Genomic DNA, 13,633 nt, shown 5'->3' with positions numbered 1-13,633 from the left:
TTGTTATTAATCGTTTGGCGAGGCCTACCATACCGACCGCAGGGCAGCATCAAATACCCCGAAAGCAATAAGCGGCACTCTCCTTGATCCATCGCAACATTATTTTTTGCAAAAAGACTCCGTTCGGAGCCAAATCCGGTTCAGCTCACGGCCATCAGTTGAGGCTGACCCGCAACGCCGCCGACACTGCCAGCGGTGTCAGTGTCAGAGCCCCCACCAGCATGGCGGCCAGAATGGCAAGCTGCCCGCCATAGGGCAAGCTCATCCCCGCGGCATCGATGGCTGAGGTGGCAAAAATCAGTACCGGAATATAGAGCGGCAGGATCAGCAGACTGAGCAATACCCCGCCTTTGCGCAATCCCACCGTCAACGCGACCCCGACCGCGCCGAGCAGGCTCAATACCGGAGTGCCCAGTGCCAGCGTCGCGACGACGGCCAGATAGGTGTTCATATCCAGCGACAGCAAAATCGCCAGCAAGGGAGAGATCAGCAGCAGCGGCAAGCCGGTCAGCAGCCAGTGAGCGACCACTTTCGCCAGCGCCAGCAAGCCCAGCGGGTACGGCATCAGCATCATCTGCTCCAGCGCGCCATCGGCAAAGTCGTCGCGAAACAGTCGCTCCAGCGACAGCATGGCCGCCAATAGCGCCGCCACCCAAATGATCCCCGGGGCAATACGGGCCAGCAGTTTGGGCTCCGGGCCAATCCCTAACGGAAACAGGGTGATGACGATGAGGAAAAACCAGAGCGGGTTGAGAATATCGGAACGCTGGCGCAGAGCCATCAGCAGTTCACGGTGAATAAGGTGCATAACAGCGCGCAACATGGCGTTACTCCTCCAATGTCGAGGCGAAGGGGATCAACGAGATAGTCTTCAGCCGTCCCTGCATCAGGGTCAGATCCTGATGGGTGGTGAGGATCACCATGCCGCCCCGCTCAGCGTGGGCCAGAAAAAGCTGCTCGAGCACCTTGACCCCTTGCTTGTCGATGGCGGTAAAGGGCTCATCGAGGATCCAGAGTGCCGCTTTTTGTGACAGCCAGAGTCTGGCCAGAGCCACCCGGCGTTGCTGACCGGCAGAGAGTTGCCCGGTCGGGTTCTCTTCAAATCCGGCCAGCCCTACCCGGGCCAATATCTGCCACAAGTCCGTCTCTGTCTGCTGCGGGTGATGCAACTGCTGGTAGAACTTCAGATTTTCAAAAGGGGTCAGCGCCGCTTTGACGCCCGGCTGATGGCCGAGATAGAGCAGATTGGCATGATACTCATCGCGACAGTGACGAATATTCTCCCCATTCCAGCACACTTCACCGGCAAACGGCTGCGACAGCCCGGTCAACAATCGCAACAGGCTGGTCTTGCCAACCCCGTTGGGCCCTTCAATTTGCACCAGATCGCCGGGCGCAACAGAGAAAGAGAGGTGTTCAAACAGAGTGCGATCTTCGCGCACGCAGCTCAGATTGTTAACTTGAAGCAGCATGGGGATTTTTTCAGAGAAAATGAAGCGGTCTGCATCTTAACACAGTATTGGAATACGTCTTTTCAAAGATGCAACAATTGAACTGACTGGCGACCAGGATCACAAAGAAAATACGGTAGAAACTACTCGCTCAACGCTGCTGGGGGAAAAGCGGCTGCACGCCATAAAATTCAGGAAGGCAATTGCCTTCCTGAATCATCAAGAGCGACCTTTTCGCAACGATATCAAGAGCTCGGCCTCTGCCTTTGGCAACTCGCACTCACTCATGACTTCATCAAGATCGGCGCCCAGTTCGACCATCTTTGCCGCTCGGCTGTAGAGCCTGCGTTCGGGATCCTGCATGGTCAGCTCTTGCTGGCGCTCATTGACCTGCTGCATCGCCCCTTCCACCGACTGCAGACGCTGCCCCATGCCAATAGCACCGGTATGGAGTTCCATCATCTGCTTGCGCAAGCTTTCCAACTGACCTTGCAGGGTTGCCACACTGGCCTCGGACTCCTGCTTGCTGCGCTTGCTCTTGAACCAGATATAAGAGGCAAACGCCAAGGCAATCAGGGACATCCCCAAGGCAACCATCTCGATTATCAAAACATCACCTTACTTATCAGAGGGAACCGATATCTTCCCACTCTTCATCGGAGAGCAGCTTGTTCAAGTCAACCAGGATCAGCAGTTGCCCATCGCGGTTGCTCACCCCCTGAATAAACTTGGCGCTCTCTTCAGTGCCGACCGCAGGTGCCGCATCGATTTCGGAAGAGCGCAGATAAACCACCTCAGCCACGCTGTCTACCATGATGCCGATCACCTGCTTCTCGGCCTCGATGATCACAATCCGGGAGTTTTCACTAACATCACCGGAAGGCAGACCGAAGCGGGAACGGGTATCGATGACAGTCACCACATTGCCACGCAGGTTGATGATCCCCAGTACGTACTCAGGCGCACCTGGCACCGGTGCAATTTCGGTGTAGCGCAACACCTCCTGAACCTGCATCACATTGATGCCATAGGTTTCGTTCTCCAGTTGGAAGGTTACCCATTGCAGCACTTCATCTTCGGCCAGATTCTGTGCAATATTGCGCTTTTCTGTCATGTTTTTATTCCTTTTATGAAAACGTCTACTGCTAAAACTAGCAATAAAACAGCTCGATTGCAGAAGTTATCAGCGACCTTCTATGTTAACCCCACGCTCCAGCAACAGGAGCAGTTCGCGGACGTGTAACAGGGCACACATTTTTTCTTTGACCATGCCCGCCAACCAGGGGCGCTTGCCCTCCTGATGGCGCCATTTCACTTGGTCACGGTGTAACAATTCAGTCCCTTTGAGATGGTGGCAGGCTAATCCCCACGGCGATTCACCAAGCATAATCAGATACTTGTAATCATCCATCTCAAGATGCTGACCCGGCATGACCCACTGGGCAGTATCGACCACATTCATCTTCTGCTCGCGAGAGGTCATGATCCCCTTGTACCAGCCCGGTTGGCCAAACAGGGAGGTGATCTCGCCCAGCTGATGAATACCACCCAGCTCGGTCAACGGCACCGCAAACGTCACGCCTGCGACTTCAAAGAAAAGGGCCTGAAACTCTTTACCGGTATCGATATTTTCCCAGGCGACCGGTTCACTGGCCTCTACCGGAGCAACCTCCAGCGCCGTCTCGGTCAGGATAGTAGTATGGGGTTCCGCAACCTCGGGGAGCAGCACCTCCGCAGGCCACTCAGGCTCCACCGGCAGCAGTGATTCCTCTGCCACAATCTCCAGCGGAGTGGTGAGTGTTATCTCCTGGGTGAAGGCATCATTTTCGAACTGGACTTGTCCCACCTGAGCCAATAGCTCACCAAGTTGGGCAAGCCGTGGATCGCTTTCGAGGTAAGGTGCGGCGACTACCTCAGGGACGCTTTGGGGCTGACGTTGCAACTGTAAAACAGGGGCGGATTGAGCCTCTTCCACCTCATCCGGCACCAGTGGCTCATCGAGCAGCAGGGAGTGGAAATAGTCATCCATCGCCCGAACTTGAATGGTATCTCTCATGCCGTCACCTCATGAACCCGTTGCCGCTCAAGGGCATCAAGATGATTGAGCAGCGTTTCATATGCATAGGTTCCACGACTCCCGGGAGAATAGATAGACGGGGGAATATGCAGCAAGCTGGCATCCCGAAACTTGGTATCAATAGGGATCACCGCATTCCACACTGAATCCCCATATTGATCCTTGATCGATTTCAAGGTCATCAAAGAAGCACGGGTACGCTTGTCGAACATGGTCGGGATCACGGTATAGCGAAACTTGTCACGCTTGGAACGCTGCATGATCTCGAATGTTTTCATCATCCGCTCCAACCCCTTGAGGGCCAGAAATTCGGTCTGGACAGGCACCAGAATGCGATCGCAGGCAGCCAGCGCGTTGACCATCATCACCCCCAGTACTGGCGGGCAATCGATCAGCACGTAATCATATTGCTCCTGAATGCGCAGCAGTGCCCGCTTCAGTACCAGTCCCATCCCCTCACGATTGCCCATCACCCGATCAAGGGTCGCCAAGGTAATAGATGCTGGCAGCAAGTTGATATTTTCGAACTTGGTCTTGAGCGTCAGTTTATTGACAAGCTCGGCTGTCGGTTTGACAGCTTGAAACAACTCATAGAGGGTTCCATCCAGGCGATCTGAATCAAAATCAAGATATGCAGTCAGCGAAGCATGAGGGTCGGTATCAATCAACAGCACCCGCTGGCCACGCTGGGCCAGGATCCCCGCAAGCGAGACCACTGTGGTGGTTTTACCCACACCACCTTTCTGGTTGGCAACCGTCCAAACAATCACTGTATCAATCCTGCCTTGTTGTTATGCGTATGCCACCACCGGGCAAGGTGATCACCTTTATCTCTCCTGCATCCACCGCCTGCTGTACAGCAGGAACCGGTTCAGCAACTACCGTAGGCGTTGCAACCACAGGTGCTGGCGGCACCCAGGCAAACTTGGAGATAGCGACCACAACTTTGCGATTCTGCAGTCTGCCCTGCTCGCTGCCGTTGTCAGCAAAGGGGGAAAACTCGCCATATGCCTCGAACGCCAGACGCTGGGGGGCGATCCCATCGGCAATCAAGCCATTGAGTACCGCCTCGGCCCGAGCAGCAGAAAGCGCCCAGTTAGAACGATAAATTTCATTATTTATCTGTTGGTTATCGGTATATCCCCGAACCCTTACATAGTTATCGACCGGTTTGAGAATACTTGAAAGAGTATTAATGACCGGTGCAGCGTTTGGTCCCAAAAAGGCACTGCCGCTGCCAAACAACAAGCCTGAACTGAGTTCAACCGTCAGCCAGTTCTCATCTTGCGTCAGTTTGACGATACCGGCATCCACCAGCGAGCCCATGCTCTGTTGCAACTGCATATCGAGTTTTGCAAGTGTCGCGCCATCTTGTAGCACTGGCACACCAGAAATAGGAGCAAGTGAAGGAGAGGAGGATGCAGGGCTTTCCAGCAACGATGGAGAGGCAGATACCGCGTTATCCAGCAGGGAATTACCCTGCCCTTCAAGCAAGCCATTGCCGCCAGACTGCATGACACTGAACGCCTGGCTCATACCATCAATCACCGCGCGATACTTGTCCTTGTTCACCAGCGCAACAGAGTAGAGCACCACGAACAAGGCAAAGATCAGCGTCATATAATCGGCATAGGAAACCAGCCAACGGTCAAGATGCTCGCGACCCTGCAAGTGCAACCGATAGCGCTTGCGCATGGCTACTCTCCTTTCAAATAGGCCCTGAGCCGGCGTTCAACCTGCAAGCCGTTTTCACCATGGGCGATAGCCAGCAGCCCTTCCAGGGTCATCTCCTGAAAGAGTGCATAGTGATAGTGAAATGCGCGTAGCCGGTTGGCGATAGGCAGGTAGATGAGGTTGGCAAACCCCACTCCATAGATGGTTGCCACAAATGCCACTGCGATACCCGCCCCCAGCGCTGACGGGTCTTCGAGATGAAACATGGCCTGGATCAGGCCCAGCACGGCACCGATGATCCCGATGGTCGGACTGTACCCCCCCATAGCTTCAAATACCCTGGCGGCATGTTCATTACGCTCCTGCTCGATATCGATATCGGCTTCGAGCAACATGCGAATATCCTCCGTGGATACCCCATCGACAATCATGCCAAGCCCTTGACGGGTAAAGTTGTCTTCCTCCTGCTCAGCCTGATTTTCAAGAGCCAGCAGCCCTTGCTGGCGCGCAAAGACGGCCCATGACTGCAACCGTTCGGCCTGCGTCGCGAGATCCTGGCGGGGAGGGGTAAAAATCCATAACAGCTGGCGCAACGCCAGCAGGATGTACTTGGCTGGAGTCTGCAACGTGACGGCACCAACGGTACCACCCAGCACGATCAAAAAAGCGGGGCCGTCCACCAACGTCAACAGGGAGCCGCCATGCCACAGTTGGGCAATGGCAATAGCCCCCAATGCCAGGAGCAGACCGAGCAAGCCCATGATTAGCGCCCCAACTCAACCAGAATACGCTGGGCCACCTTGTCCAGAGGGAGTGATTCGCTGGCAATCCCCGCTTTGGCTACCGCTTGCGGCATACCATATACCACGCAGGAAGCCTCATCCTGAGCCCAGATGGTTGATCCCTGCTCTTTCAGCAGTCTGGCGCCATCACGGCCATCTGCGCCCATACCGGTCAGCACAATCGCCAGTACCTTGTCGGCATAGGTTTTGGCCGCAGAGGCAAAGGTGATGTCCACACAAGGCTTGTAATTTACCTTGTCGTTGCCATCCACGATGCGAATGCGGGCCCCTGCACCACGACCTTCCAGCAGCATCTGTTTGCCACCTGGAGCAAGATAGGCATGCCCTGGTTTAAGCACATCGCCATCTTCCGCTTCCTTGACGCCAATCTGGCATAACCCGTTGAGACGAGCAGCAAACGCGGCAGTAAAAGTGGCTGGCATATGCTGGATAAGCAGGATGGGATGGGGAAAATCCCCCGGCAACTTGGTCAGCACATTTTGCAAAGCAACAGGTCCGCCGGTAGAAGTACCGATCGCCACCAACTGATAACTCTTGCCACTGCGCTTGAATGAAGCACTTGGCACAGTGCGTTGCAGGTCAGGCTGACGATCAGGAGTTCTGGGCGCTGTGCTGCCCAGAGGAACACGAGCAACCGGTTCAGGTGCTTTGGGACGAGCAGCGGATGTCATCAGGAAGCGCTTGCGGGAGATCTCCTTCACCCGCTGTTGCAACAGTCTGACCGCTTCATCTTTGTCTCTGGCAATGTCCTCAAACTTCTTGGGCAAGAAGTCCAGGGCACCGGCGTCCAGCGCATCCAGCGTAGCCTTGGCCCCTTCATGGGTCAGGGAGGAGAACATCAGAATGGGGGTTGGGCACTTGGCCATGATCTCCCGCACCGCACTTATGCCATCCATCACGGGCATTTCGATGTCCATGGTGATCACATCAGGGCGCAGCGACATCGCCTTGTCCACCGCTTCACGTCCATTCTGGGCCGTATCAATCACCGTCAGCATGGGATCCTGATTGATGATCTCGCTCACCCGACGGCGAAAGAAGCTCGAATCGTCGACAACTAATACCTTGACTGCCATTGTTGTTTTTCTAACTCCTTGGGCCTGAGCTATTAATGTCTACGCGCATATGCTTTGAGCAGACTCGGCACATCCAAAATAAGAGCGATTCCGCCATCACTGGTAATCGTCGCACCGGCCATGCCAGGGGTGCCTTGCAGCAGGTTATCAAGTGGCTTGATCACCACCTCTTCCTGACCAATCAAGCTGTCTACCACAAACCCGATTTGCTGAGTGCCAATCTGCACGATCACCACATGTCCGGTATCCTGACGTGAACGCTTGTTGGCGCCACGAATCAACCACTTGTGCAGATAGAAGAGCGGTATCGCCTTCTCGCGCACAATGATGGTGAGCTGGCCATCAACCATGTTGGCCTTTTTCAGGTCCAGATGGAAAATCTCGTTCACACAACCAAGGGGAAGTGCGAAGGTCTGCTCACCCACTTCCACCATCAGAGTTGGCAGAATGGCCAGCGTCAACGGAACCTTGATTTCGAGACGGGTACCTTTCCCCCAGGTGGAATCGATGTGCACCGATCCATTGAGGCTGACAATACTGGTTTTAACCACATCCATTCCGACACCACGGCCAGAGATATCAGAGATCTCGGCCTTGGTTGAAAAGCCCGGAGCAAAGATCAGGTTATAGGCATCGTTGTCGCTCATGCGAGCGGCAGTATCTGCATCCAGAACACCGCGACTGATTGCGATGGACTTGAGTTTCTCAGGATCCATCCCTGCCCCATCATCCTCGATGCAAAGCAGAATATGGTCACCTTGCTGGGAGGCGCTAAGAGTAATTGTCCCTTGCCGCGGCTTGCCCGCTTTCTCCCGCACATCCGGCATTTCGACCCCGTGATCGCAGGAGTTGCGAACGAGGTGAACCAGAGGATCGGCGAGCGCCTCTACCAGGTTTTTATCAAGATCGGTCTCTTCCCCCACCATCACCAGCTCAATCTCTTTCTTGAGGGTTCTGGCCAGATCACGCACCACGCGCGGGAAACGACCAAATACCTTCTTGATTGGCTGCATGCGGGTTTTCATCACCGCACCTTGCAGGTCAGCCGTTACCACATCCAGATTGGCAACCGCCTTTGACATCTCTTCATCATTACTGGCAATACCCAAGCTCACCAGCCGGTTACGAACCAGTACCAACTCACCTACCATGTTCATGATGACATCGAGGGTCTTGGTATCCACCCGCACCGTCGTATCGCTTTGCACGGCACTGTTTTCTACTGGCGCAGGCGCAGACTTGGCGGCTGGTGCTGGAGCCTTGGCTACTTCAGCGGGTTTTGCGGGGGCAGCCGGTGCTGGTTTGGCTACAGGAGTGGCCGGTTTGGGCGGAGTCACCGCAGCAGGTGCGGCAGGTGCGGCAGGTGCGGCAGGTGCGGCAGGTGCGGCAGGTGCGGCAGGTGCGGCAGGTGCGGCAGGTGCGGCAGGTGCGGCAGGTGCCATAGTACTCTGAGGCCCTTGACCACGACCATGCAATTCATCGAGCAGACGCTCAAACTCATCATCATCGATAAGCTCGTCCACCTCTTTTTGCACCGACTTCAGAGGATTTACCTCTGGCGCCCCCATGTGCTGTCCCTGACCATGGAGCTGATCCAGCAAGGCCTCAAACTCATCATCGGTGATATCGCCAGAGCCACCCGCTATCGGGGCTGCAGCAGCCGTCTTGGTCGGAGCACCGCCCACGCCGTGGAGCTCGTCCAGCAGACGCTCGAATTCATCTGCAGAAATTTCATCGATCGACCCGCCGCCATTGACAGGAGCAGGCTCGCCGCTGATGGCTGCGGGTTCAACAACTTCTGGAGCAACTTCTTGAATAACTACCGGTGCTGCAGGTTCAGATTCTACAGCCGCAGCCGCACTGGTAGCAGTGCGCAGTTGCTCTTCCCCTTCTGGCTTGCACAACTCATGGAGGTCATGAAGCAAATCATCTGACGCAGGGCTGGGTGCTTCGCGATTTTGAACCTGGGCGAACATGACATTGATGGCATCCAGCGCTTGCAGGATCACATCCATCAGCTCCGCAGTAACGGTTCGCTTGCCATTACGCAAGATATCGAACACGTTTTCCGCACCGTGGCATACATCAACCAGTTCACCGAGCGACAGAAAACCTGCCCCCCCTTTCACGGTATGGAAACCGCGAAAGATGGCATTCAACAGGTTCTTGTCATCGGGCCGCTTTTCCAAGTCGACCAGTTGTTCAGACAACTGTTCCAATATTTCGGATGCTTCGACCAGAAAGTCTTGCAGTATGTCTTCATCAACTTCGAAGGCCATGCGTCACTCCATTAGAATCCCAAGCTAGACAGCAGATCGTCCACATCATCCTGACCATTGACCACATCGGCACGAGCCTCGGGGTTCATGATAGGGCCCTCTGCTTCAATCCCGTTGACAGGAATACTACGAGTTGAATGCTCAGCAGAAGCCTCACCAAACATGGTCAGCATTTCTATTAATTTTGTTTCAACTTCCTGACAAGCTTGATGACCTTGCGGATCATCTGACCTGTCAAATCCTGAAAATCTTGTGCCATCAGGATTTCTGTCAGCAGTTGCCGTAATTTATCGGCATCAGACTCTGAAGCCTTAATAAAATCATCAAGTTGGTGACATAAGGATTTGAACTGCCCCACGCTCATGTCACGAGACATCAGGGCATTCCAGTTCGGCATCACCAGCTGGATATTGTCATTCAGGCGATCCGCTATCGGCAAACTGGCTTCCACCGCATCCATTGTGCGATTGGCCGCTTTGTCGGTCATATCGATAACGTAGCTCAAGCGCTCCCGAGCATCGGGAATATCATGAGTAGCCAAATCGGGAATACGGGGATCAAGGCGAAATTCTTGAAGTGAATCATGCAGTTGTCGGGTCAGCTGACCTACTTTTTCAAACAGATCGGCTGCGTTGGGGGCACATACTTCGGCAAGCAGTTCATCGGCCAGCTCAAATTCGCCTTGCTCCAGATGAGCAACAAGCATCCTTGCCTGGTCGAGCGAAATCATTGCTCTCGTTTTGGCCATCATCCCTGCAGCTCCTTAGCCAATTCGTTCGAAAATTTTGTCGAGTTTTTCTTTGAGCGTTGCTGCGGTGAAGGGCTTGACGATGTAACCGTTGACGCCAGCTTGGGCGGCTTCAATGATCTGCTCACGTTTGGCTTCAGCAGTTACCATCAGTACCGGCAGATGCTTGAGCTTCTCATCGACACGGATGGCTTTAAGCAGGTCAATACCTTGCATGCCAGGCATGTTCCAGTCGGTAACTACAAACTGAAAATCACCATTTTTCAGCATCGGCAGCGCTGTATTGCCGTCATCCGCCTCATGGGTATTGTTGAATCCCAAGTCGCGCAGCAAGTTCTTGATAATCCGGCGCATCGTTGAAAAATCGTCAACAATGAGGATTTTCATGTTCTTGTCCAAAATTCCCTCCTAAATAGCCACCAGAGTGGCTCACTTACATGATGCTAAAAACGGGTTGTGTCGTGCGGATTATGCCTTAGAGTTTCATCTCAGTGTAGCCAGTACAAACACTTATAGATGCCAATCTCTCAAACGAGCACGCAATCTGTGCATTGCCTGACTGTGGATCTGGCTCACACGCGACTCGCTGACATTCAAAACCTCGCCAATTTCACGCAAATTCAGCTCTTCATCGTAGTAAAGAGAGAGAACCAAAGCTTCTCTCTCTGGTAGACGACCAATTTGCTCGGATAATTGAATCTGAAATCGCTCGGCAGCTAATTCATCGAATCCCGAGCCTGAAGGGGCATCATCGGGGTTGCCGATCACATCCTCGCTGACCCCCAAATCTTCGATGCCGATAATTTTGCCGCAGGAGACGTCTTGCAGCATCACATGGTAATCAGCGATGGAGACCCCCATCTCGGCAGCAACCTCGGTATCTCGCGCGTCACGCCCGTGGGTCTGCTCGACATTCTCGATCGCTTCTGCAATAGCCCGGCTGTTGCGATGCACAGAGCGGGGTACCCAGTCACCACGCCGGATCTCATCCAGCATGGCGCCTCGGATGCGGATCCCGGCATACGTCTCGAAGCTGGCCCCCTTGCTACCGTCAAAATTGCGGGAGGCTTCAAGCAGCCCAATCATACCTGCCTGGATCAGGTCATCCAGCAAGACACTGCTGGGCAGGCGAGCCAACAAATGCTGGGCAATTCGCTTGACCAGGGGAGCATGACGCTCCACCAGCACGTAGGAATCCTGATGACGCAAGTACGCTTGGGCTTTATTCACGGGAACCTTCCTGTGTTGTGGCCGGTTTCTGCAACAAATTTTCCAGGAAAAACTCCAGATGGCCGCCCGGCTGGTTGGGAACCGGCCAGCTCGCAGCCTTGTTGGCAAGGGCCCGGAACGCCAGTGCGGCCGGCGACTTGGGAAACGCCTCGACAATCAGCTTCTGCTTGCGCACGGCGGCACGCAGATTGGTGTCATAAGGTACACAGGCGACCAGCTCCAGCGAGGTGTCGAGGAAACGATCCGTAACCCGGGTCAGTTTGGCAAAGAGCTCCTGCCCTTCGCGCAGACTGCGCACCATATTGGCCACCACCTTGAAACGAAACACGCCGTGATCCTTGGAGAGGATCTTGATGAGGGCGTAGGCATCGGTGATGGAGGTCGGCTCATCACAGACCACCACCATGATGTCCTGAGCGGCACGGGTGAAGCTCAGCACCATGTCGGAGATCCCCGCAGCCGTATCCACCAGCAGGATGTCGACCTGGGTCTTCATTTCGCTGAAGGCACGGATAAGTTCGGCATGCTGCACCGGAGAAAGCTCGACCATGGACTGGGTGCCTGAGGTCGCAGGCACGATCATCATGCCGTAGGGGCCTTCGACGATGATATCGTCGATGGTGCACTCACCCGCCAACACGTGAGAGAGGTTGCGATGAACCCGCAGCCCCAGCATGACGTCGACGTTGGCCAGACCCAGGTCGGCATCCAGCACCATCACCCGCTTGCCTTGGGCGGCCATGGCTCCGGCCACGTTCAGGGTCACGTTGGTCTTGCCCACGCCACCTTTACCACCGGAAACGGCGATTACTTTTACTCGATTGTTTTGACGCATTTTGCGCAGACCACTCGCCTGATCCATATACATGTTACTCATAAAACTCCGAATCTTCGGCCTCGCCAAAGCCTGCGCCCCAGAAATAGGGCTCCTCTGTTTCTCGCTCCAGCGAGCCCATGGCAGCCCCGACGAGCTGCGCCGCATTGGCAACCTGAATATCTTCCGGAACCCTTTGTCCGTCAGTGATATAGCTGATGGGCAATGAATTCTGGATACACACGTTAATCACTTCGCCCAGATTCAGACTTTCATCCAATTTGGTAAGTATGCAGCCGCTTAATGGAATACGCCGGAAATGGTCAACCGCTTCCTGCATCACCCGACGCTGGGAAGTTGCCGACATCACCAGATAACTGCGGATCCGTACCTTGGCATTCTTGACCAGGGTATCGAGCTGCTCGGTCAACCGGATATCCCGTTGGCCTACCCCGGCCGTATCGATAAGTACCAGCCGACGGTGGCGGAACTGATAAAGGGCATTAGCCAGCTCTTCGGCATCACGCACCTGCCGTACCGGGCAACCCATGATGCGGCCATAGGTCTGCAGCTGTTCATGGGCACCAATCCGGTAGTTGTCGGTGGTGATCAGCGCCACCTGCTCGGCGCCATACTTCATGGCGAAACGGGCCGCAAGTTTGGCGATAGTGGTGGTTTTGCCCACCCCGGTCGGACCAAGCAGCGCCACCGCACCGCCCTGACGCATGATCTCGTCCTCACTGATCTTGAGCTGGGCCGTCAGCACCTCGGCCAACTGGGCCATCGCCTGATGGATGGACATATCTTCGGGGATCAGTCCCGCCAGTTGATCGGCAAACGCATCATCAAAGCCCAGTTTCTTGAGCTCCTTGATCAACAGGGCCCGCATCGGTTCGCGGCGCTCCACCTCTTGCCACATCAGTCCGGAGATCTGGTGCTCCAGCAATTTGCGGATGCTGGCCATCTCCTTGCGCATCCCTTCCATCTCCTGATCCCGCTGGGCAGGTTGAGGAGCACGCTGACCTGAGGCAACCCGGGCCTTGGGTTTGGCAGGTTCCGGAGCTGCGCCCCACTGCCCCTGCTCGGCCAATGTTCTGGGCGCTGCATTGGCAGCGGCCAGACCGGCCGATTGGGTATTGCCCATTGGCGCCCCATTGCCCGGCTTGAGCTTCTGCTGGCGCGCCAGCAAGGCGGCCAGGGTATCGGCATAATGTTCGTTCTGCTCCTTCACCGGCGACGGCTCGGGGCGGATCATCTGCCGTGCAGCAGACGAAATATTGACGCTCTCATCGTTCAGCTGACGGCGAACCGGCGCATCTTTGGGCCCCGGGACCTGGGATTGATAATCGACTGCGGCGACTATCTCTACCCCTCCGGTGACCTTCTTGTTGGACATGATGACGGCGTCAGGCCCGAGAGTCTCCTTGACCTCGGCCAGAGCCGTTCGCATATCCTTGGCAAAAAACCGCTTAATCTTCACC

14 protein-coding genes and 1 pseudogene are annotated in these 13,633 nt (G+C 55.1%); all 15 read right to left on the bottom strand.

Annotated elements, in window-relative coordinates; translation table 11 throughout:
* Nucleotides 1-154: 154 nt before the first annotated feature.
* The 15 genes and pseudogenes from ccmB to flhF all read right to left on the bottom strand — a co-directional run bounded on the left by ccmB (nucleotide 155) and on the right by flhF (nucleotide 13,632).
* Nucleotides 155-823 carry a heme exporter protein CcmB gene (gene ccmB, locus ACTG27_RS01165; RefSeq protein WP_005334688.1) on the bottom strand — a complete coding sequence of 223 codons (669 nt, stop codon included), beginning with the start codon at nucleotides 821-823 and terminating at the stop codon, nucleotides 155-157.
* A gap of 4 nt (nucleotides 824-827) precedes the next feature.
* Nucleotides 828-1,472 carry a cytochrome c biogenesis heme-transporting ATPase CcmA gene (gene ccmA / locus ACTG27_RS01160; protein WP_120415657.1) on the bottom strand — a complete coding sequence of 215 codons (645 nt, stop codon included), beginning with the start codon at nucleotides 1,470-1,472 and terminating at the stop codon, nucleotides 828-830.
* Nucleotides 1,473-1,670: 198 nt separating this feature from the next.
* A complete protein-coding gene (locus tag ACTG27_RS01155; RefSeq protein ID WP_005334692.1) occupies nucleotides 1,671-2,048 on the bottom strand; it encodes a DUF2802 domain-containing protein in 378 nt (125 codons plus the stop codon).
* 28 nt (nucleotides 2,049-2,076) lie between these two features.
* Nucleotides 2,077-2,565, bottom strand: coding sequence for a chemotaxis protein CheW (locus tag ACTG27_RS01150; RefSeq protein WP_005298836.1), 489 nt, complete (start codon nucleotides 2,563-2,565; stop codon nucleotides 2,077-2,079).
* Nucleotides 2,566-2,634: 69 nt separating this feature from the next.
* Nucleotides 2,635-3,507 carry a chemotaxis protein CheW gene (locus ACTG27_RS01145; protein ID WP_429117825.1) on the bottom strand — a complete coding sequence of 291 codons (873 nt, stop codon included), beginning with the start codon at nucleotides 3,505-3,507 and terminating at the stop codon, nucleotides 2,635-2,637.
* On the bottom strand, nucleotides 3,504-4,298 hold the full coding sequence (locus tag ACTG27_RS01140) for a ParA family protein (RefSeq protein ID WP_005353663.1): 795 nt from the start codon (nucleotides 4,296-4,298) through the stop codon (nucleotides 3,504-3,506). The genes ACTG27_RS01145 and ACTG27_RS01140 overlap by 4 nt, the downstream gene beginning before the upstream one ends.
* Nucleotides 4,299-4,302: 4 nt before the next feature.
* Nucleotides 4,303-5,223 (bottom strand): flagellar motor protein MotB, encoded by a 921-nt coding sequence (locus tag ACTG27_RS01135; RefSeq protein ID WP_439978943.1) that lies wholly within the window; start codon nucleotides 5,221-5,223, stop codon nucleotides 4,303-4,305.
* A 2-nt stretch (nucleotides 5,224-5,225) separates the two neighbouring features.
* Nucleotides 5,226-5,963, bottom strand: a complete 738-nt coding sequence (locus ACTG27_RS01130; protein WP_005343988.1) for a flagellar motor protein — start codon at nucleotides 5,961-5,963, stop codon at nucleotides 5,226-5,228.
* Nucleotides 5,964-5,965: 2 nt separating this feature from the next.
* The gene (locus tag ACTG27_RS01125) at nucleotides 5,966-7,081 is read right to left on the bottom strand and encodes a protein-glutamate methylesterase/protein-glutamine glutaminase (protein WP_120415655.1); all 1,116 of its coding nucleotides are present in this window, start codon (nucleotides 7,079-7,081) and stop codon (nucleotides 5,966-5,968) included.
* Nucleotides 7,082-7,113: 32 nt separating this feature from the next.
* A complete protein-coding gene (locus tag ACTG27_RS01120) occupies nucleotides 7,114-9,360 on the bottom strand; it encodes a chemotaxis protein CheA (protein ID WP_439978942.1) in 2,247 nt (748 codons plus the stop codon).
* A gap of 11 nt (nucleotides 9,361-9,371) precedes the next feature.
* Nucleotides 9,372-10,111 (bottom strand): annotated as a pseudogene (locus tag ACTG27_RS01115) (protein phosphatase CheZ).
* Nucleotides 10,112-10,123: 12 nt separating this feature from the next.
* Nucleotides 10,124-10,495, bottom strand: a complete 372-nt coding sequence (gene cheY, locus ACTG27_RS01110; protein WP_005334709.1) for a chemotaxis response regulator CheY — start codon at nucleotides 10,493-10,495, stop codon at nucleotides 10,124-10,126.
* 123 nt (nucleotides 10,496-10,618) lie between these two features.
* Entirely contained in the window at nucleotides 10,619-11,338 is a 720-nt protein-coding gene (locus ACTG27_RS01105) for an RNA polymerase sigma factor FliA (RefSeq protein ID WP_279488196.1), read from the bottom strand.
* Complete coding sequence (locus ACTG27_RS01100) at nucleotides 11,331-12,206, bottom strand: MinD/ParA family protein (protein WP_013723550.1); 876 nt, start codon at nucleotides 12,204-12,206, stop codon at nucleotides 11,331-11,333. Before ACTG27_RS01100 ends, ACTG27_RS01105 begins: the two co-directional genes overlap by 8 nt.
* A gap of 1 nt (nucleotide 12,207) precedes the next feature.
* Nucleotides 12,208-13,632 (bottom strand): flagellar biosynthesis protein FlhF, encoded by a 1,425-nt coding sequence (flhF, locus tag ACTG27_RS01095; protein WP_120415652.1) that lies wholly within the window; start codon nucleotides 13,630-13,632, stop codon nucleotides 12,208-12,210.
* Nucleotide 13,633 lies beyond the last annotated feature (1 nt).

The organism is Aeromonas sp. 97A (assembly GCF_051919185.1).
GTDB classification, from domain to species: domain Bacteria; phylum Pseudomonadota; class Gammaproteobacteria; order Enterobacterales; family Aeromonadaceae; genus Aeromonas; species Aeromonas veronii.
This window is presented reverse-complemented; position numbering and strand designations above follow the sequence as displayed.